Genomic DNA, 20,104 nt, shown 5'->3' with positions numbered 1-20,104 from the left:
AGCGCCGTCGGCCAATCGTCCACTTCATCCTGAATCCCGAATCCTGAATCCTGAACCCTGGCTCCCGTGTCCGTGACATTTCACCGCCTGCTATCGTTAGCATCATGAAACACGCGGAAGTGCGATACACCCAATGACCGATGAAGTGATTATCCGGAAGGTGCAGGCGGGCGACCTTGCCCTCTTCGGCGAACTCCACAAACGCTACTACAAGCGAGTGTGGGGCTATCTCCATCGGTGCATACGCGATGAGGAAACGTCAAAAGACCTGGCCGCCGATACGTTCGTGAACGCGTATCGCGCCATCGGTCACTACGAGGTGCGGGAACAGGGCCGGTTTGGCCCGTTTCTGCTCAAAATCGCCCGGAATCTGCTGATCGACCATCAGCGCTCAAGAAAGCCATGGACTTTCAGCGCGCTGGAGTCGGAAGAAGGCCAGACGATGGAACTGCCCTCGGGCGAACCATCGCTGCTGGACCGCATACTCGAAGAGGAGCGCGTGGACCGCGTGAAAGCGGCCCTGGACCAACTCTCCGACGCGGACCGCGAAATCCTGGCCCTCGCCTATCAGCAGGAACTGTCGCTCAAGGAAATCGCTCTGGTGACCGGCAAGCCGTCGGTATCGGCGGTCACAAGCCATCTGCACCGGGCTATTTCCAAGTTGCGCGGTCTTATCCGTGCGGACGAGTATTTTACGGAAGATGTACGGCCCAACGTCGATCAATGACCTTACACCACCACCGTTTGGCGCCGCGTCTCCCGTTCGGAGGCTCTTATCGTGGGTAATCTATGGTCCTGGATGCTGCATGGCAGGCGGCAGGAAGAGCGGATCTGCGAAGATCCCGGAACAGTAGCCACCCTGCGCGCGGCAATGGTTGAACCGGCCGCGCCGGGTGAAGATGAAAGCTACCGCCGGCTGATGACGGTCATCGCCGACGACCTGCGCCTTCGCCAGCCGGTGCACCAGCGGAACTGGGCGTGGATCCCCACAACCAGCGTCGCCCTCGCCGGCATGATCCTCGCCATCATCGCGTACGACGCCGGTGTTAGAAACGGGGTCAATCTGGCGCGCCTGCATGCCAACCCCCCGTCCATCGCGCGAAACGAAACCCCGGCCAATGACATCACCCCAACGTACGTGCCGCCGGTGAAGCCGGGCGTCCCCCAGCCCAGGATGAAGATCAAGGAGATCCCCGGCGCGCCGCCCAACGAATCCAGCAATACCATCCTCGCGTGGCTGCAGAACGAAACCCTCACCAAGGATCAGCAGGAGTTCGTGCGCCTGGCCGGCAACAAGGCCGATCAAGGCGACTGGGACGGTGTCACCCGGCTGCTCGTGCAGATGGCCGACGCGGATCCCACCGCGGACGCATCTATCAGCGCCATCCACGCCGCCGCCGAAATCCGCGTCAATAACTCCGACGCCACCGGCGCCAAATCCCTGTACGAGCGCGAAATCTCGATGTGCGATACGCTGCTGGCCTCCGAACAGGATCCCGACCACATCGCGCGCCTGAAGGAATGGCGTTCCCGCGCCCAATCCGGAGTTGCCGATTTGAACGCCGCCAGCCCTTCGTCGCAACCCGCCGAACCGGCAGCGACAACACCCTGACCGCAAGCGGGAAACAGGAACTATGAAGATGGAGGCTGAATCATCCGCTGATCCAGCCTCCATCGAGTTTCCTGTCCCCTGGCTCCTGAGCCCTGCCCCTTGCCCCCTGAACCCTGACCCTGGATGCTGGATGCCGGATGCTGGATCCTGAATTCTGAATTCTGAATCCTGACCCCTGAATCCCGACCCTGGATGCTGGATGCTGGATGCCGGATCCTGAATTCTGAATCCTGACCCCTGAATCCCGACCCTGGATGCTGGATGCTGGATGCCGGATCCTGAATGCTGAATCCTGACCCCTGAATCCTGACCCCCGAAACAGAGAATGGGGGAACAGGACTCATCGTCTCGTTCCCCCAATCTCTTCCGGCCGGGCTTTTGTGCGCGGCGTGTCATCGGACGCTCTGCGCCAACTGAGCGATGGCGCAAAGTGCGATGGCGACCGGCGCGATCACCTGCCACCAATCCCACACCCGCGGCGCAGTTCGGCTGCGCGCCGGGGCGGTCTTCAGCCGGCTGGCTTTCGCCGGCACATCGGTGATGACAATTGCGGTCCGGGTTTCCAGTTTGGCGCCGAGCGCCGCCTGGGCATGTGCCTGCCAGGTGGCCACGGGACGCCGGCGAGCACTCGCCGGAGCGAATGGCCGCGTGCGCGTGCGGAGCGCTTCGGGCGCGGCGTACGGGCTTTTTACGGTCTGAATTTCCACTTTCCTCTCCTCCAGCAGTGTTGCCTCAGCTTCTGAGACATCGGATTTCTAACGGCCTTAATCTCGGCCTTATGAATATCCGCCGATTGGCGGTGCGTTTTCCGGAGTCCTTTACGGAGGCGGAAAGCGCATGGTTACGTGCCCTGCGGCCCCAAAAACCAAAATGGTCCCGGCGATTCTTCGCCGAGACCCGGGACCCGCAAGGTTAGGTGAGACGCGGTCAGGCATCTCCTCCCATGGGGGCAGGGGGCGCGGCAAGGCGAGGCGAATCGGATCCGCCGACAAGGCAGGTCCATTGCGCCGATTCGATGGTGTTGAACAGGTTGTGCATGCTTACCGCTCCTTTCAGATGGTGGTCGCCTCGCGAGGAGGCGCCGAAAAAAGATAATAGCCTGCGGCCGCAACGGCTGTCAAGTCTTTTTTTGGAGGGTGGATGGATGCCGCGAGCCGCCGGTACGACCGGCGTCCCGCCCGTATGGGTCCCGCCGGTCATTCGGTCCGACTTCCACCGTTTATTGGCAGCTTGCGGAATGCTACCACCTGAGGTTGGGGCAGCGGGCGAAGAAGCCGAGACATGACATCCCCCGGCTACCGGCTCCAAGGCTTCAGCACCCGCCGGACGACCTTGCAGACCCGGTTAACGGCTGAATTCTACGTTCTTTGCCTCTCTGCGTCACAATCGGTCAGTGCCAGATCGATAAGCACTTCAACAGGTGCGTTTGGGGGAAACAGGGGCGATCCGCCTCGCGTCAGGTGGGATCGGAGCGCAGCCTCCAGTTCCGCACCCTCGCTTACCCCGTTTCGCTCTTCCTCCAGTACGACGCGCCCGTCCAACACGGCCATGGTGAGCCGAATGCCTTGGCTATCCCATGCGACGTATTCGCCATTTTCGACATCTACCGCCTCTGGCCAAGCCGATGCCTCGGCGACCGTTCTGAACGCCCAGACACTCCGATCGTCAAGTTCCAACAAGATGATTGGTGCGGTCAATTTGGCTTATCCCAGGAGTGTCTAACATCGGGCGACGTTTGCCAGCTGCCGGTGGTGGTCTCCGCGTCTGTGCAGTAACCCCACTGACCCTGGTAGCCGAACGGCTCACCGGCCTGCTCCTACCTACCGGAATCCGTTGCCTCATGCCTGAATCTGACTATGAAGCGCACCCAATCCTCAACGGTCCTGGTCGCGGGCCAGCCAGCCATCTCTTCCCGTTGCGGTATGCTCGTTCTCCCAAATTGGCTCAGCAGTTTGAGGGATGAATCTTCAATGTCGTCAATACATAGGTCCAGTGTGTCCTGCAGATCATCGTCTGGATACACTACAAAGTCAGGATCCACCAGAAGATCCCGGATCTCGGCACGGACCGCCAGTGCAACTTCGAGCAGCTCCGGATCGGAAGCGAAATGATGCTCATACAGGCTCTCCTGTATGCCGTGCCGAGAACGCGCGAACCGCCGAAACCGAATGTTCAGCATAGTCGCCCAAATACCGAACAAAGCCAGGAAACTGAGGCAACCATAGCCACTGCCATCAATGTTTTCCATCGAGACCGCCTAGCAAGTACGGTTCGCTGAACCATCCAATATCCCAGTTCAGTTGCATCCATGCGTATAGTGGTGCAGCCCGGCCTAAGACAGTACCGACTTTTGAACTTTTGATGGTCAGATCCAAATACGTCGGGGCTGGTAGCTTAACGCCAGGAGGAAGTTTGACACCCCTGAACAGCTTCCTGAACGCGATGGAAGCCAATGATGTCTCCTCGGTTGCACCCGCTTGCGTGAACGGCTTCAGCGTCCCTGGCATTCCGGCTGCCAACAGCAGGATATCGCGCGAACTGCCACCCAGAAACTGGCTAACCTCGTACTCAGGAGCTACCTTGCCGCACGAGTCAGCGTAAACGCCCTTCAACGGATCTCCGAAAGGAATAATCCCGTCCACAGTCGCTGCGGCGCCTTTCCCGAGGTCGCCCAACGAATCGTCGGTGAATTCAAGGTACGGCCTTCCGTCGTCGAAGAGGTGGAACCTGCCAAACCGTATTCCACGCAGCCCGCTTGGATCGCTCCCGTTCACCGGGTCCCCGCCCACGTAGCCGTACAGGTTAACTCCGCAAAGTGGACGTTGGAAGCTAGACGATAGAGGTTGGAATTCCCAAGTCCAACCTCAAACTTCCATCGTCCATTTCCCGATTTTCGCGCCGGCGGCCTGCCAAGAACCCTTCACTGCCCCCATTATGACGCGTCTGCCCGCCAAAAACGTTCACAGCCCGCCGGGTGGCGGGCCGTGGCCTCGGAAAATGGTGTGTCCTGTCCGGTTGGTCAGTTCGGCAGGCCGCGGGTGAGGGTAACCATGCGGTCCACCAGCAGGCCCTCCGCGTCCGCGCCGATGGCGGGGCGCTGGACCGCGTAAATCGCGCCCGTCTGCGGGTCGCCGTACACGAAATAGTCGGGCTGGCCCAGCCGGGTGCTCATGCCCTTGAACTCCAGCAGGCCGCGGGCGGCCAGAAGCCGGCAGGAGATGTACATCCACGTGCTCATCCGGTTGGCCTCTTCCGCGCGGATCACGGCTCCAATGCGATCAACCTCGAATTGATTCAGGTTCACCATGCGCGCTTCGCCCCCCTTAAGACACCTCAGCCGGATTACCGTTAAGATACCCACGCCCGGCGAGTGCTCAAACCACGGAACGCAGGCGTCTCCACATGCGGCAGCGTGGATCGGGCTTCCGATCGTCTCAGCGGATGGAGTCCCATCCCGCCGGCCGGATGCGGCGGTCCGGCGCCAACTCGCGAATCCGCCGGCGCATGGCGGCCACGCTGATGCCGAAGCGCGCCGCCATCACATCCGCCTTATCGCCGGAGTCCCGAAACTCCTTAAGCGAACGGGCGACGGTATCCGCGGGCATCGTGATGGCGGCCGCGTAGAGGTCGGCCAGGCGCTCCAGCCGGTGCGGTGTGTAGCGGCCGGGAAAGGCGGGGCGCGACGCCATCACCTCGAACCACTCGTGCCACAGCGTGAAATTCGCGCGCGCCGGGGCGAGGAACGGCGAAACGCGTATCACGTACGCCCCGTCGTCCAGGCTCCAAACGGCATCCACCCCGCCGGGCAGCGCATCCCGCCGGATGCCCACGCCCCAGTCCGGCAGGGCGCCGGCGGCGAAACGCGGCGGTGGCTGAAGACGCATCCACTGGGCCGACCGCCCGGCGAAATGCTCGATGTTGGCGTACGAGACGAACGCCCAGCGATGGAGGAACCCGTCGATCTGCAGGTTGGTAGTGTGTGAGGTCATAGCGCTCTTCTGTGAAATACAAACGTATGTTCGTATATGATGCCACCCCCCAAACGCGCTGGTCAAGCCATCATCCCGCACTGTGACAAACATCATAGGTTCAATCGGACGTCGGCCGAAGACGCAATCGACGTCGTTCCAACGCCGGCACGCTACCGAATGCGGAGGGGGCGCCCAGGCAATGCCCGGACGCCCCCAAAGGCCCCCAATACACAATACTCAACACTCAATACTCAGTACGCCGATTCGGAATTCATCGTTCATACTTTATCGTTTCCGTCTCTTCGTTTCCGGCCTACTGTCTGCCCACGGCGTTCGGCGTCTGCGCGTTCGCCTTGGCGATGCTCACCATGCCGGCCGGCGGCGCTTCGCCGATCTTCTCGTAGATCTCTTCCTGCTTCTGCGCTACACGGATCATCTCGTCCTTGCCGATCGCGCCGCGCTTGTATAGCTGCACCAGGTGGTCGTCCAGCGCGATCATGCCCAGCTGGCTTCCCGTCTGGATGGCGCTGAAGATGCTGTGCGTCTTGTGGTCGCGGATCATGTGCTGGATGGCCGGCGTGCAGACCATGATCTCGTACGCCGGGATGCGTCCGCTGCCGTCCTTTTTGGGCAGCAGAAGCTGTGAGATAACCGCCGTGAGGTTGCCGGACAACTGCACGCGGATCTGCTCCTGCTGTTCCATCGGGAAAACGTCGGTGATGCGGTCCACAGTGCGCGCCGCGCCGGTTGTGTGCAGAGTGGAGAGCACCAGGTGGCCTGTTTCCGCGGCGGTGATGGCGGCGCCGATTGTATTGAGGTCGCGCATCTCGCCCACCAGGATCACGTCCGGGTCCTGGCGCAAAGCCTTGATAACGCCCTCCTCAAATGAAGGCACGTCCACATGCACTTCGCGCTGCGTGATGATGCTCTGTTTCGGCGAATGGAAATACTCGATAGGGTCTTCGATGGTAATGATATGAGCATCGCGATGAACGTTGATGTAGTCGATCATCGTGGCCAGCGTGGTGGTCTTCCCGCTGCCGGTTGGCCCCGTGATGAGGATGAGGCCGCGCGGAGCGTGCAGCAATTTCTGAACGCTGGCGGAAAGGCCCAACTGCTCGAACGACAGCAGGCGAAACGGAATGAGGCGCATGTTGATGGCGATGGAGTTGCGCTGCTGAAAAACCGATACGCGGAACCGCCCGCGCCCGGGATAGGTGAATCCAAAATCCGCCCCGCCGCGCTCTTCGATCTCCTGTTGGGAGCGGGGGGAGGCGATGGCCTTCATCAGGTGCTCGGTGTCATCCCCCGTAAGCTCGCCGAGTTCCCTCAGGCGCACGAGACGACCGTGCAAGCGCAGTACAGGAGGTTCGCCCGCCTCGATATGGAGGTCCGAGCCGTCACGATCGATGCAGATGTCGAGCAGTGACCGGATGTCTTTCACAGGTACAGCCCCTTTCCGCCCAGAAAGGGCCAGAAGAGAAACCCACGAATTATGAGAGATGAGGAGGACTCATGGCGAAAGGACAACTCCGGTCAACGCGGCGGCCGCATCAACGAGAGAAGCCGGTTCGCTTAGTTTATATTACTACAAACAGCGACGGGAGGCCAAAGTGGGGCCGGGACTGGTGACAGTGTGGCTCGACGGGGGCGCGCCCCGCCGACTTCAGTCGTGTTTGAATGGACGCACGCGTCCGGCCCGCATCCTTGCTAAACTGTTATCAGCCCCGTGCAACCAAGGGGGCTCGCTCGCCGATAAAGGGAGGTTACTGTGGCTAAGTACCGCATTGCCTGGCTGCCCGGCGACGGCGTGGGCGCCGACGTGATGGACGCCGCCCGCGTTGTGCTGGACGCCGTCGCACTGGACGCGGATTACGTCCAAGGCGATATCGGATGGGAGTTCTGGTGTCGCGAGGGCGACGCTCTTCCCCAGCGAACGATCGACCTCCTCCGGTCCGTGGACGCCGCCATGTTCGGCGCCATAACCTCCAAGCCCGCCAAAGCCGCGATGGCCGAACTCGCCCCTGAACTTCGCGAAAAGGGCCTGGCGTACCGTTCTCCCATCGTCCGGATGCGCCAGATGTTCGAGCTCTACGTGTGCCTGCGACCGTGCCGGGCGTATTCCGGCAACCCGCTGAACTACCGTGAAGGCATCGATCTTGTGGTATTCCGCGAGAACACCGAGGACCTTTACGCCGGCGTTGAGTTTTCGCCCGTGCCTCCGGAGCTGGCTTCCACACTGAGCGCGCTCTCGAAACCGTTCTCCGCGTTCGCCGGGCTGGACCCGGACGACTACGCCGTTTCCTGCAAGGTCAACACGCGCAAGGGGTCGGAGCGTATCGTTCGCGCCGCATTCGAGTACGCCCGCAAGTTCGGGCGGAAGAAGGTCACGGTGGTGCACAAGGCCAACGTGGTCCGCGCGACCGACGGCCTTTTCCTGGATTGCGCGCGCGAGGTGGCGAAGGACTTCCCCGAGATCGCGATGGACGAGGCCAACATCGACGCGATGTGTATGTGGCTGCTGAAGGACCCCTTCAACTACGACGTCCTCGTGGCGCCGAACCTGTACGGGGACATCATCTCGGACCTGTGCGCGCAAATGGTCGGTGGCCTGGGCTTTGGCTGCAGCGGAAACATCGGTGACAAGGTGGCGGTATTCGAGCCGAGCCACGGCTCCGCCCCGAAGTATACGGGCCAGAACAAGGTGAACCCCATCGCCACGATCCTGGCCGCCCGAATGATGCTGGACTACCTGGGCGAGACGGAGAAGGGAACCGCCATAGACGAGGCTGTTGCCGCGGTGATCGCCGAAGGCAAGGTCCGCACGTACGACATGGGCGGCACGAACACTACTTCTGAGATGGCGGAGGCTGTGGCGGGGAAGGTGGCGTGATATTCCAAGGGGTCCTAACCGCATCGGAGGCAGAAGGCACTAGGAGGCGGAGGGGATTGATGTTATGGTAGAATCGAGATATCACGGGGGACGGAGGTAGAGTGATGGTGACATTGGACCAGGTCGATTGGTTGGTGCGGGAAATGAGCGAAGAAGATCAGCGTGGACTCATAGAGAGAGTCTCCCAACGGCTTGCTCGGGTAAACCGACAGGTTGGGGGAGTCCGGCCGGAGGAATTCCTCAGGATGTGTCTCAATGATCCTGCCCACACCCAAGGCGTGACGGATTCCGCGGAAACCGTCCGCGGAATACGTGAGGAGAGAGCGAGCCAGCTCTGATGGAGCGTTGCGTCGATGCGAGCGTTGCAGTGAAGTGGGCTCTCGACAGCGAAACTAACCGCTCCGAGGCGATGGCGCTGTTGCGCGAAAGTGCCGAAGGGTCCGTCCGCCTGATTGCGCCACATATCTTTACGGCGGAAACTGATAGCGTTATTCGGAAGCACGCCTATAAAGGGAACCTACTACCGGATCAAGCCATCGTAGCTTACCACCTTTTGGACGCGGCGCCCGTGGAGATAGTCGACCACCCTGATCTTCGACAGCGCGCTCGCGCCATTGCGGAGCAGTTCAATCAGCGGTTCGTTTACGACTCGCTCTACGCTGCGCTTGCTGATCTCCGTGATTGTGAGTTCTGGACCGCCGACGCCCAATTCCACAAGGCCGTCCACCCTGCCTTGCCGTTTGTGCACCTTCTAGGCGAAGCAATGTCCCAGCCAGGCATACAGTTGCGACCGTAAGAGGGGCGTCCTCAGCCCCATGTCGCCAATCACAGAGGAGCCTTCCAATGAAACGAACAACAACACTCAGAAAAGCAATCATGGAGCGCCGGGCGGTGGTGGTGCCAGGGTGTCACGACGCGCTTTCGGCGCGCGTCATCGAAAAATGCGGTTTTGAGGCGATCCAGATCTCGGGCTACGGGGTCGCCGGCTCCCTCATGGGGATGCCGGACGTCGGCCTCGTCCAGATGAAGGACGTACTGGACACGGCGTGGAACATCGCTCAGGCCGTGGATATCCCGGTGATGGCCGATCTCGATACCGGCGGAGGCAACGCGGTCAACGCCGCGTGGCTGGCGGAGCGCGTCATCGCGATGGGCATCGCCGGAATGAACATGGAGGACCAGGTCTTCCCGAAGCGGTGCGGGCACATGGCCGGCAAGGAGGTGATTCCGGCCGAGGAAATGGCCGGCAAGATCGGCGCGTGCGCCGCCGTGCGCGACAAACTGGATCCGGATTTCATCATCAACGCGCGGACGGACGTCCTCGCCATCGGCGGCCTCGATGAGGCCATCCGCCGTTGCAACCTCTACCTGGAGGCCGGCGCCGACCTGGCGTTCATCGACGGCATCCGTACGGTTGCGCAGGTTGAGCAGGCGGTCAGGGAAGTGTGCGGACCGCTGTCCGTGAACCTCATGGACGCCGTCTCCGGCATGAAGACCGAACTGATTCCGATCCCGGTGCTGGCGAAGATGGGTGTCGGCCGCGTGTCCATACCGGTCGCTTCCATCATGGTCGCGCAGAAGGCGCTGACCGACTTCTTCATGGCGTTGAAGGCGGCTCCGGACGGAATCCTGCCGGGGCAGACGCAGTGGCTGGCGTCGTTCGAGGAGTATACGGATTTCGTAGGCCTCAAGGAGTACCGGGCCAAGGAGGACGCCTTCCTGCCGAAGCAGCACCTGGATGCCAAGTACCACGGCGCCGGCTGGATCGTCAAAGGCGAAGGCAAGGAGTAAGGGGGATTCTCACCGCAGAGGACGCAGAGTGCGCAGAGGAGCGCAGAGGCTCAAAGAGTGCAGGCGTTCGACCATGTCATTCCGACGCACGAGTTGGTAGCGAGGGATCGAGTTACTACCCACGTCAGTCGTCCGAAGGACGATTGGCCAAAGGCCCCTCAGACGGGTGCTTCAGTGCCCGGTCCGGATTGGACCTCCGTGATACTCCGTGCCCTCAGTGTCCTCCGTGGTGAAATCCGGAAATCGAAAGCATCCGCCGAATGGCGCAGACAACCGTACAGAAGATACTGGCGATCGCCCTTGCGATAGGCCCTGTCAACAACTATTCATAGTTAGGACGTTCAACTATGCGTTACAACATCACTCACAACCAACTCTGCATTTCCGCCCTCACTGCGGCGCTCCTCAGTGGAGGCTGCAGGCGTCCACCCGATCCATCGCTTGGACACCATTCCAATCAGGTTCAACCGCCCGTCGACTCCCAGACGGCGACGCGACGCCTGTCGGATGAAGAGCGCCGCCGGCGGATTCAGGAATACCTGCGACTCGAATCTCAACCACAAGGTAACGCCAATACTCCGGCAGTAGACCTGTTGTACCGGCCCGCCCCTGGCCCGAAGCTTCCGGTGACAGAACATGAAACGCCTCCTCCAAGGTATGAGGTTGTCCCACTACCGCTTGAGGGCTATGTCGTGTATCGTTTGAACAGCAACGGCGATATGCTTCTCGCACCCTCAGGACCGCAACGGGCCGCCTCTCACCTATGGGCTAACGGCAAGCTGTTCAGCTTATCCGCGGCGGTGGGCCCTCGCACAACCGCTGTCGATTTGAACGAAAAAGGCGATGTGCTCCTGGCCGCTTCCGCCCACGACTTGGCTCTTTGGTCCAACGGCAAGACCCTTCCCGTGAATTTGCATGCAGACTGGCTGAACAGCGCCGGTTTCAACGATCTTGGAGTGGTGATCGGTACCGAGGATACCGGGCGGACCAGGGTCGAGAATAGTGGTGACGTGGGACCGATGCGAAGGCCGATTCACCATGCCACTCTGCTTTCCCAGGCCACAAAGACGGACCTCAACGCGCTGCCGGACGAAAACGCCGATAGTGCCGGCATAGATTTGAACGACGCCGGTCAAGTTGTCGCGATATCGGGTAACCGGGCGTTCTTGTGGGAGCACGGGAACATCCAGGATCTGGGCGTCCTGCCGGGATACCACCAGGTGCGCCCAGCTGCGATAAACAAGGGGGGAGTGATAGTTGGTACTCTGACCGGCGAACAGGACGTTGGGGGCGCGATCTGGGGAGATGCCTTCCAGCAGCCATTCCTTTGGAACAAGGGCCACATATATGCCCTCGGCACTCTGCCCGACGCGACGAAAACTTATGCGTTGGGCATCAACGACAGCGGTCAGGTGGTGGGCAACGTATTCTACATGCACGCGGCACATTCATATCAAGGTAAGTACGTTCCTCTCCTTTGGGAAAACGGCCGGATGTACAAACTGAACGAGCTCGTAAAGGGAGATTGGACCATTGTCCGGGCATTTGCCATCAATAACCGTGGCCAGATAGCCGTTGAGGCATCACGGATCGGACCGGATTCAGTGCCCGACCCGATCGGGATGCACCACGTTGTCGCGCTGCTCAGTCCGGTGGGACGCGGGAAGTCGTCCAAGGCAGTGGCGCCGAAGCCAAACTGGCCGGAACGTCAAAGGTTAAGGGAATGAGTCGACCGGATTCTTACTGCAGAGAACGCAGACTACGCAGAAGAGCGCAGAGGTTCACGGAGGAATGAATCTGAACGACAACGAACGGGGCGATCTACCGGGCTGGAGAGGCTGGTATCCTTCGCTGCGCTCAGGGAGACGTTATCCGGACCTCCGTGATACTCCGTGCCCTCAGTGTCCTCCGTGGTAAAATCCGGAATTCGAAAGGAGGCGCCGCATGGCGCAGACAACCGTACAGAAGATACTGGCGAAGGCCGTTGGGCGCGCCGAGGTGGAAGTTGGCGAGGTTGTGGAGCCCGACGTTTCCCTCGCGATGTCGCACGAAAACGGTGCGCTGGTCATCAACCAGTTCTGCGAGATCTACCAGGGTACCGGTCGCGAGCCGAAGGTGTGGGATCCGAGCCGCATCGCTATCATTTTCGACCACCGTGTGCCCGCAGAAAGCGCTAAGACCGCGACGAACCAGAAACTGATCCGCGAGTTCGTGAAGGCGCAGGGCATCGCCAAATTCCACGACGTGCGCGCCGACCAGGGCGGTATCTGCCACCAGATACTGCCGGAGTACGGCTATATCCGGCCGGGTGGCGTGGTGGTCGGCACCGACAGCCATACAACCAGCCACGGCGCGCTGGGCTCGTTCGCATTCGGAATCGGCGCCACCGAAATGGCCGCCGTCTGGGCGCTGGGCCGCATGCTGAACGTGGAAGTGCCCGGCACGATCCGCGTGGAGGTGGACGGGAAGCTGTCGCCCGGCGTGGAGCCGAAGGACATCATCCTGAACCTTATCGGCACTCTGACCGCCGAGGGCGCCAATTTCCGCGTGCTGGAGTTCCACGGCAGCGCCATCGACGCGATGCCCACCTCCGGCCGCCTCACGCTCTGCAACATGTCCGTCGAGGCCGGCGCCACGTCCGGCATCGTGCCGGGAGATGCCGAGACGGTCCGCTATCTGCGCGAAGAGGCCGGCGTAATGGATGCACTGGACCTAGTAACGCCGGACGCGGACGCTCAATACGTACAGACCGTACGGGTCGACGCCTCGACCCTCGCCCCGCAGATCGCGTGCCCGCACACGGTGGACAACGTGAAGGGAGTCGGCGCGGTGGAGGGCACGCACATCGATCAGATCGTCATCGGTTCCTGCACCAACGGCCGCCTCGACGATCTGCTGGCCGCGGCGGGCATCCTTAAAGGCCGAAAGGTGGCCGAGGGCACCCGGCTTCTGGTGTTCCCCGCATCGTGGAAAATCTACATGCAGGCGATGGAGGCCGGGATTCTGAAGGACCTCATTGAGGCCGGCGCCGTGGTCTGCAACCCCGGCTGCGGCCCGTGCCTGGGCGTCCATCAGGGCGCGCTCGGCGACGGCGAAGTAGCCCTTGCCACCACCAACCGCAATTTCAAGGGACGCATGGGCAATCCGAACGCAGGGGTCTACCTGTGCTCGCCGTCCACCGCCGCAGCGAGCGCTGTGTCCGGCGTGATCACCGACCCGCGGAAGGAAGGGGTATGAGATGGGCAAAGTCGTGCTGAAACTCGGTCCGGATGTATCGACGGATATCATCTACCCTGGCCGGTTCATGGCCACGGTCCTGCCGACCGAGACACCGCAACTGGCGTTCGCCGACCACCCGATCAACGCCACCCTCAAGGCCGGCGGAGTGCCGCCGGGGAGTTACATCGTGGCCGACCGTAATTTCGGGTGCGGATCATCCCGGGAGCAGGCCGCTTCGTGCCTCAAGGGCTGGGAACTGACGATCGTTGCGAAGGATTTCGCGCGCATTTTCCTCCAGAACGCGGTCAACCTGGGCCTGCGCCTGATCATCTGCCCCGCGATCGAGGCGTCCGAAGGCGATGAGCTGGATATCGGGGCGGACAAGGTGGTGAACAAGACCACCGGCAAGGCCTATCCCATCGTCCCGCTGCCGCCCGCCCGCCAGGCCATTATCGACGCCGGCGGCTTGATCCCGTACGCGAGGGCACGGCTTATGGCGGTGTGAAAAGAGTTTCTCCACTCGACAGCCAGCCATGGGCTAGAGCGCCGGTACCTGAACGGGGCGGAACCTTAACTGCCGATTCGGCGCGACACGGCATAGATCGAAATCTGTTTTGTCGCAACTAGCGAAGCACGACACTTCGGCGGTAGCCCCGTCTACCGCAGATCTGATGGGTGCCAGGAGGATATATGGACGATAAGGAAACTGAGCAGATTTCAGGCCTGCCGCAACCGAGCCGAAAGCGACTTTTCGCTTTCTGGCCGTTTCATCGACGGGAACGAAGAGCGTCGGTACCGTTCGACTTAAGCAACCCTCTGTTCCAACCCGGATACTACCCTCTCGCACCCGACGGTACCATCGATCCCGATCCTGTTCGGGCTTTAAGAGTCCGGACAGAGGGCGTCGCGCTAACCAACGCTTGGAACCGAGCGCGAGACAAGATTGACGCTGCATTCGGCCTTCCGATAGAGCCCGATTCCGCACCTCCCCCCGGCTATGTACGCACCCCTAGCCGACAAGGCATCGGAACGATTGCTCCGTGGGCTGCCGACCCTTCCCTTCGAGAGACCGAGCATTCGGATGGCATAGCGCCTGATCCCAACGCGACTACATGCATACCTGAGTGGGCCTTCAACCGTATGGTCTCTGAATGCGAGAAACACAGGAGCGCAAGATAGCGGATGCACGGCCCTCCTGACACCTCGGTGGCGGACTCGGTACGCGGAAAGCCGGTCCATACGGCATGAGTTAGAGGACCCTCAACCGCCGCACGCGTGACAGCGCTCCCGCGCGCCAAGCCATAATCGGCGCCGGCGGGCTGATCCCGTACGCGAGGAAGCGGCTGGTGGCGGGGGAGCGCGGGAGCGAAGTGTGCGGGCCTCGCGGGTGTGACCGTGTTACAATTCTGCAAGGGGTAAATCGGGAAACTCCGGGATCGAAAGCATGAGAACACAATCGCGCGATACGCATCCAGAAATCGAGAGGCTTCTCATCGAAGGCTACCGGCGCATGTCCGCGGCGGAGAAGATGCGCTGCGTGCAGCAACTGAATTTCACTGTATGGGAATTGGCTGCAAGCAGTGTACGGAAGATGCACCCGGGTGCCGACGAACGCGAGGTCGCCCTCAGGGTGGCCTCTCGCACCATCCCCGCAGACCTGATGCGCAAGGCGTTCAGCTGGGACCCGGAGATAATGGGGTTTTGATGTCAGACGATCCGCCTATCACCGTCCGCCAGACTATGCAGGCCTTCGAGCGTTTCAAGACCCCCTATGCCGTTGGCGGATCACCAGTGTGCAAGAGAGCACACCAAGGGAGGACACTATGGGAACCAGAGGTCGCGAGATTGTCGGTATGGACGTCGATGAGCTGATTCGGTTGCTCAACGCCGCATACGCGAGCGAATGGCTCGCTTACTATCAGTACTGGCTGGGCGCGAAGGTCATCAAAGGCCCGATGAAGGACGCCGTGGTCGCCGAACTGACGCTTCACGCCACCGAGGAACTCAATCACGCCGTTCTAGTGGCCAACCGCATCATCCAGTTGGGCGGCACGCCGGTCACCAGCCCCCGGGCCTGGTTTGACCTCAGCCCGTGCGCCTACGATGCGCCGGAAGACCCCTATGTCGCCGTGCTGCTGGACCAGAACATCGCCGGCGAACAGTGCGCCATCTCCTCCTACAAGTCGCTCATGGATGCGACCAAGGACAAGGATATGGTGACGTACAACATGGCTCTCACCATCCTGGAACAGGAGGTCGAGCACGAGGAGGACCTTCAAAACCTGAAAGAGGACCTCGAACTGATGGTGCAGCGAGGCAGCCACTAGCCTGTCATGCACTTCCCGTCGTCTTTCCCGCCGGATGAATCATACGGCTGAACACGAAACCTGCCCTCCGGGCAAGCGTTCCTGCCTGTGCTGCAGGCTTGGCGCTTAGCGGTCGGGTTCAACCGGCGGGCGAGACGCTCAGACGCACCACCCCGAGATTTCGCGTCCACGTTTTTCAAGAAGGGCTTGACAGAACTGTATCACTGTGCTACATGTGTAGTACAGAGGAGGCAAGCCGATGCTCATCAAAGTGGACCCCGCAAGCTCGGTGCCGGTGTACGCGCAGATTGTGTCGCAGGTGAAGCACGCCGTGGCCGCCGGGCTGTTGCGGCCCGGAGACTACCTGCCGTCGTTGCGCGACGCGTCGCTGGTGCTGCGCGTGAACCCAAACACCGTCGCTAAGGCCTACCGCGAGCTGGAAACCCACGGTGTCATCCGGACCGACCACGGCCGCGGAAGCGTCATCACGGACAATGGCTCCGACGCGACCACAGCCTATCGCACCGCCGAGCTGGCCCGGCTGGCCGGGCAGCTCGCCGTGGAAGGCTACCACCTCGGCGCCAGCCCCGCCCAAATCGCCGCCGCCCTGCAATCCGCCCTCAGCGCCCTGAAGCCGCAGTTCGAGAGCCGCGATGCCGGCCAGGAGACACCCCATGAATGAACCGACCTATGCCATCCAAACCCTGGAACTCACCAAGCGATACCGAAAGCATCTCGCCGTGGACCACTTGAACCTGCAGGTACCAACTGGCAGCGTATACGCCTTCCTCGGCCGCAACGGTGCCGGAAAGACAACCACGATCCGCATGCTCCTCAACCTGCTGGACCGGTCCTCCGGGGGCGTCAGCGTGCTCGGGCTGGACCCCCAGCGCAGGGACTTCGAATTGAAGAAGCGCATCGGCTACGTCGCGGAAGGCCAGCGGATGTACGATTGGATGTCGGTCGCCCAGATCGTCTGGTTCTGCAAGGGTTTCTACCCCACGTGGGACGACGCGTTGGCCGCCGATCTGACGCGGCAGATGGAACTGCCGGCGAAACAGAAGCTGCGGAACCTCTCACGCGGCACACAGGCGAAAGTTGCCTTGCTGCTGGCGATGGCGCACCGGCCGGAGTTGCTGATCCTCGATGAGCCGACCGCCGGTCTGGATGTGGTCGTTCGCCGTGAGTTCCTCGAAGGCGTCATCGATATGATCCAGCAGGAGGGCAGAACGGTCTTCTTCTCATCGCACATCGTCCATGAGGTCGAGCGCGTGGCGGACTGGGTGGGCGTGTTGGATGAAGGTCGGCTCATCTGGTCCGGCCCCCTCGACGACTTGAAGCGATCCGTCAAACGACTGGTCCTTACCTTCCCCGATTCCGTTCCACAAAGCCTGAGCCTCGACGGCGCGCTTTCGACCCGGATCTCCGGTCGCCAGGCGACCATCGTGGTCCGCAACCATTCCGAGGCCGTGCTCCAGTCCGCGCACCGCATCGCGCCGCAGGTGGACGTGGAAGACCTGCCGCTGGAGGATGTGCTGGTGGCGCTGCTGGGTGAAGGAGGCGGGCGATGATACGCCTCTTCTGGAAGGAAGCCAACGAACAATTCTGGTTTGCGCTCGCCGCCATTGCGTCGCCGGTCATCACCCTCGCGTACATGAGCTACTTCTCCAACACCCAGAGGTGGCCCACCGAGCATTCGGAGGTGCTGTTGATCTACGCGGTCTTCCTGATATGGGGCGCGCGGTCATTCCCCGGCGAACGCGATCAGGCGCGCATGACCCTCGCGACGATCCCGGTGCCCCGCTGGCAGGTGTGGGTCGCGAAGACACTCCCAGCCGTGCTGATTGCATTCGCGACAGCTTCTCTTGCCTGGCAGATTGGGCAAATCCACTTCTACGATTCCACCAACGTCTTCAAACCAGGCGTGATGGCTACGGGATTCACCTTCTGTTTCAGCGCGGGGTTTCTGATGGGCGCCGCGGTGTCCGCTCCATTGGCCGCCGTTCTCGCCGGCGGCGTGGTAACTCTGGGCATGTACGCCGTGAATCTGGCGTCGAGGAGCCTGCCGTGGACGGGATTCCGGGGCGTAGACGCCCTTCGATGGGAGCGCCTGATCTGGGCCGAGACAGCGGTGCTGCTGCTGGCGGCGCTGGCCGCCGTCGCGTGGCGCGGAGGTCTACTGTCGCCCCGAAAGGCGCGCTGGCCGGTGGCGCTCGCTACGCTGCTGGTAACTGTCCCGGGAGCGATGTGTGCCTACCTTTGCTATCCCCGGTCATTCTCACCATTCCCCGGCGATCCGTTGTTGGCGTCTCGTAACACCGGATGGATTGCTTATACCGATTTCTTGCCCCATCCCCGGACACCACAGCCCGGTTCCTACGCGCTCGGATTGTGGGTGATGCACCTGGATGGCAGCAACCGCCGCCTCATCAACGACGAATCGGCGGCGCCGGTCCTCTGGCTGGGAACAGGTGAACTGCTCTATGCGGTACGGAAGCCGGCGACGCAGGTGGATCGATTTATGGCCTGGAATCCGCGTTCGGGACGCTCGCGGTTCGTTCTGTCAGCTCCAATGAACGATACCGTCAGGCCGCCCTGGCTCTCCTTGTACCGGGGCCTCGGATCGAGTTGGTACGCCACCGAGCCGCACGGGACGCGGTTCGCCTTGTTCCGCAAGCCACAATCTCGCCTGCAGAGCGACCGATACGACCTTTGGCTCGTGGATGCGGCCACCAGCAAGGCGAGGCTACTCGCTCCCTCGGTGAGCGCGGACGCCGTTTACTGGCGGGGCGGCCGCATCTTCATCGCCGGTAGCGGTCTGAAATCCATCTCGCCCTCAGGCGGTCCTTTGCGCGATGAAACGCTGCTTCCGTCGCCGGACAAGGAGGACTCCCGATGAGACGCCTGATTACGAAGGAACTCCTGGAGACGCGCTGGTATACGGCGGGCATCCTTGCCATTGTCCTCACAATCCTCCTGCTGGGCGACCCTGTCGCGTATCAGACCGGGGGCTTTGCATCCTCGTGGTTCCTCCTACCGATGGCCGCCACGTTCCTGATGGGTCTTTCGGGGTATTCGCGGGAGACCTCAGGCGGCACGATGGACTTCATCTTCAGCCGCCCGATTCGGTGGTGGTGGCTGCTCCTCGCAAAGGCCGTCGCTGGGGCGATGGCTCTTGCCGGCGTGTCGATCATCTCGTTACCTGTCTACTTGCTCCGGGCGCCATCCGTTTACCGACCGTTTCTGAACGCGAGCGGCCTTGCGGAGGGCATGACTGTCTTGTGGATGGCGCTGTGTGCTGCTTACCTGATCGGCCTTCTGCTCTCCAGCATCGTGCCGGGCGTTATTTTAACGGTTGCCGTGGTTCTGGTAGGTCTCACCGTCTGGGTGGATTTGTCTGACCGGGCATCCCGCGTACATTCCGAACCGTGGATCGCCGCGGTGGCCATCGTCTTTCTGCTGATCGCCGCGGTTCTGGCCGTTCGACCGCCGCTCGCGCTCGCTCCGCGCCGCCGCGCCTGGCTGTGGGCTCGCTGCTTCGCTTTGGGAATGGCCGCCATGTTCGCATCGGCATACACCCTGCGGGACATGGGCTGGGACCCTCAGATCTCCAGGCGCCTGGACAGATTCCAGTCGCCTGACCGGCAGGTGAACGTGCTGGTCGGCAACACCACGCCAGGAGAGGTTTGGATTGATGACTCCAGGCACGGCAGGAGGCAGGTTGATCGCGCCGACGAGACCGAGGCTATCGGCTGGACGCCGTACGGGCGAACCTACTACTACACGGCCGTGGTTCGCGGACGGGTGGAACTGAGGAGCATTTCGGAGTCCGGCGGCTGGAATCCCGAGACAGCCTGTACGCTGGGACCGGAGGAACAGGGTGTTCGGCGCACGCTGGAAGACTACTTTATTTCGAGTGGCCTTGATTTCTCGCCGGGCGGCCGGCGGGCGGCCGCGGAGATGTACGACTACCGGGTCGAACACTCAACAGCGGGTCCATATCGGATCGCGGTAATCGACCTTGAGCGGCACAGAGTTCGGTACCTACGTAGCCCCGAACGGGGCCATCTATGGCACTGGTGGATCGACGACAATCACCTTGCCCTGGCTGGAAACCACTTCAATGTCACGGTGACGGAAGCCTGGCCGGAGAGGCCGCGGACGCCGGGATCATCTGAGGTGCGGCGATAAACGCAGCATGACGAGCGCGCTTCGTGGGTGCGAGCCAGCCGGAACGGAGGGCCGGCGCCACGAAATGCGATTTGCAGGGTGGACCCGATGCCCAGCCTCGGACCAACAATGATGCGTAGAA

20 protein-coding genes are annotated in these 20,104 nt (G+C 61.8%); 13 read left to right on the top strand and 7 right to left on the bottom strand.

Annotated features, from left to right (window positions below; genetic code table 11):
- The first annotated feature begins 133 nt into the window (after window positions 1–133).
- Together VGM51_15465 and VGM51_15460 are read left to right on the top strand one after the other, a co-directional pair.
- Window positions 134–727, top strand: a complete 594-nt coding sequence (locus tag VGM51_15465; protein ID HEY3414436.1) for a sigma-70 family RNA polymerase sigma factor — start codon at window positions 134–136, stop codon at window positions 725–727.
- Window positions 728–778: 51 nt separating this feature from the next.
- Window positions 779–1,612, top strand: coding sequence for a hypothetical protein (locus VGM51_15460; protein ID HEY3414435.1), 834 nt, complete (start codon window positions 779–781; stop codon window positions 1,610–1,612).
- 392 nt (window positions 1,613–2,004) lie between these two features.
- Here VGM51_15460 and VGM51_15455 read toward each other — a convergent pair whose 3' ends face one another.
- The 6 genes from VGM51_15455 to VGM51_15430 form a co-directional block, all read right to left on the bottom strand.
- The gene (locus VGM51_15455) at window positions 2,005–2,319 is read right to left on the bottom strand and encodes a hypothetical protein (protein HEY3414434.1); all 315 of its coding nucleotides are present in this window, start codon (window positions 2,317–2,319) and stop codon (window positions 2,005–2,007) included.
- 1,109 nt (window positions 2,320–3,428) lie between these two features.
- Window positions 3,429–3,860 (bottom strand): hypothetical protein, encoded by a 432-nt coding sequence (locus VGM51_15450; protein HEY3414433.1) that lies wholly within the window; start codon window positions 3,858–3,860, stop codon window positions 3,429–3,431.
- Complete coding sequence (locus VGM51_15445) at window positions 3,847–4,386, bottom strand: hypothetical protein (GenBank protein HEY3414432.1); 540 nt, start codon at window positions 4,384–4,386, stop codon at window positions 3,847–3,849. The genes VGM51_15450 and VGM51_15445 overlap by 14 nt, the downstream gene beginning before the upstream one ends.
- Window positions 4,387–4,631: 245 nt before the next feature.
- Window positions 4,632–4,919: a hypothetical protein gene (locus VGM51_15440; protein HEY3414431.1), complete on the bottom strand. Its 288-nt coding sequence runs from the start codon at window positions 4,917–4,919 to the stop codon at window positions 4,632–4,634.
- Between the two features lie 127 nt (window positions 4,920–5,046).
- Window positions 5,047–5,601: an ImmA/IrrE family metallo-endopeptidase gene (locus VGM51_15435; protein ID HEY3414430.1), complete on the bottom strand. Its 555-nt coding sequence runs from the start codon at window positions 5,599–5,601 to the stop codon at window positions 5,047–5,049.
- A gap of 295 nt (window positions 5,602–5,896) precedes the next feature.
- Window positions 5,897–7,027 carry a type IV pilus twitching motility protein PilT gene (locus tag VGM51_15430; GenBank protein HEY3414429.1) on the bottom strand — a complete coding sequence of 377 codons (1,131 nt, stop codon included), beginning with the start codon at window positions 7,025–7,027 and terminating at the stop codon, window positions 5,897–5,899.
- 327 nt (window positions 7,028–7,354) lie between these two features.
- Between VGM51_15430 and VGM51_15425 the strand changes: the two genes are divergently transcribed.
- On the top strand, window positions 7,355–8,476 hold the full coding sequence (locus tag VGM51_15425; protein ID HEY3414428.1) for an isocitrate/isopropylmalate dehydrogenase family protein: 1,122 nt from the start codon (window positions 7,355–7,357) through the stop codon (window positions 8,474–8,476).
- 520 nt (window positions 8,477–8,996) lie between these two features.
- On the opposite strand, the gene VGM51_15420 is transcribed toward VGM51_15425, so the two are convergent.
- Complete coding sequence (locus VGM51_15420; GenBank protein ID HEY3414427.1) at window positions 8,997–9,191, bottom strand: hypothetical protein; 195 nt, start codon at window positions 9,189–9,191, stop codon at window positions 8,997–8,999.
- A 128-nt stretch (window positions 9,192–9,319) separates the two neighbouring features.
- Between VGM51_15420 and VGM51_15415 the strand changes: the two genes are divergently transcribed.
- The 10 genes from VGM51_15415 (at window position 9,320) to VGM51_15370 (ending at window position 19,983) form a co-directional block, all read left to right on the top strand.
- Window positions 9,320–10,267, top strand: coding sequence for an oxaloacetate decarboxylase (locus VGM51_15415; protein ID HEY3414426.1), 948 nt, complete (start codon window positions 9,320–9,322; stop codon window positions 10,265–10,267).
- 347 nt (window positions 10,268–10,614) lie between these two features.
- Complete coding sequence (locus VGM51_15410) at window positions 10,615–11,994, top strand: hypothetical protein (GenBank protein HEY3414425.1); 1,380 nt, start codon at window positions 10,615–10,617, stop codon at window positions 11,992–11,994.
- A gap of 217 nt (window positions 11,995–12,211) precedes the next feature.
- Window positions 12,212–13,504, top strand: coding sequence for a 3-isopropylmalate dehydratase large subunit (locus VGM51_15405; protein HEY3414424.1), 1,293 nt, complete (start codon window positions 12,212–12,214; stop codon window positions 13,502–13,504).
- 1 nt (window position 13,505) lies between these two features.
- Window positions 13,506–13,991 carry a 3-isopropylmalate dehydratase gene (locus tag VGM51_15400; GenBank protein ID HEY3414423.1) on the top strand — a complete coding sequence of 162 codons (486 nt, stop codon included), beginning with the start codon at window positions 13,506–13,508 and terminating at the stop codon, window positions 13,989–13,991.
- Between the two features lie 939 nt (window positions 13,992–14,930).
- On the top strand, window positions 14,931–15,191 hold the full coding sequence (locus tag VGM51_15395; protein ID HEY3414422.1) for a hypothetical protein: 261 nt from the start codon (window positions 14,931–14,933) through the stop codon (window positions 15,189–15,191).
- Window positions 15,192–15,309: 118 nt separating this feature from the next.
- On the top strand, window positions 15,310–15,813 hold the full coding sequence (locus VGM51_15390) for a ferritin-like domain-containing protein (GenBank protein ID HEY3414421.1): 504 nt from the start codon (window positions 15,310–15,312) through the stop codon (window positions 15,811–15,813).
- A gap of 238 nt (window positions 15,814–16,051) precedes the next feature.
- Window positions 16,052–16,474: a GntR family transcriptional regulator gene (locus VGM51_15385; protein HEY3414420.1), complete on the top strand. Its 423-nt coding sequence runs from the start codon at window positions 16,052–16,054 to the stop codon at window positions 16,472–16,474.
- Window positions 16,467–17,363, top strand: a complete 897-nt coding sequence (locus VGM51_15380) for an ABC transporter ATP-binding protein (protein HEY3414419.1) — start codon at window positions 16,467–16,469, stop codon at window positions 17,361–17,363. Before VGM51_15385 ends, VGM51_15380 begins: the two co-directional genes overlap by 8 nt.
- The gene (locus VGM51_15375) at window positions 17,360–18,691 is read left to right on the top strand and encodes a hypothetical protein (protein ID HEY3414418.1); all 1,332 of its coding nucleotides are present in this window, start codon (window positions 17,360–17,362) and stop codon (window positions 18,689–18,691) included. Before VGM51_15380 ends, VGM51_15375 begins: the two co-directional genes overlap by 4 nt.
- A complete protein-coding gene (locus VGM51_15370) occupies window positions 18,688–19,983 on the top strand; it encodes an ABC transporter permease (protein HEY3414417.1) in 1,296 nt (431 codons plus the stop codon). The genes VGM51_15375 and VGM51_15370 overlap by 4 nt, the downstream gene beginning before the upstream one ends.
- The last annotated feature ends 121 nt before the right edge of the window (window positions 19,984–20,104 follow it).

The organism is Armatimonadota bacterium (assembly GCA_036504095.1).
Classification (GTDB): Bacteria; Armatimonadota; DTGP01; order JAKQQT01; family JAKQQT01; genus DASXUL01.
Note: the sequence above shows the minus strand (reverse complement) of the source record. Positions and strands in the feature narration are given on the sequence as shown.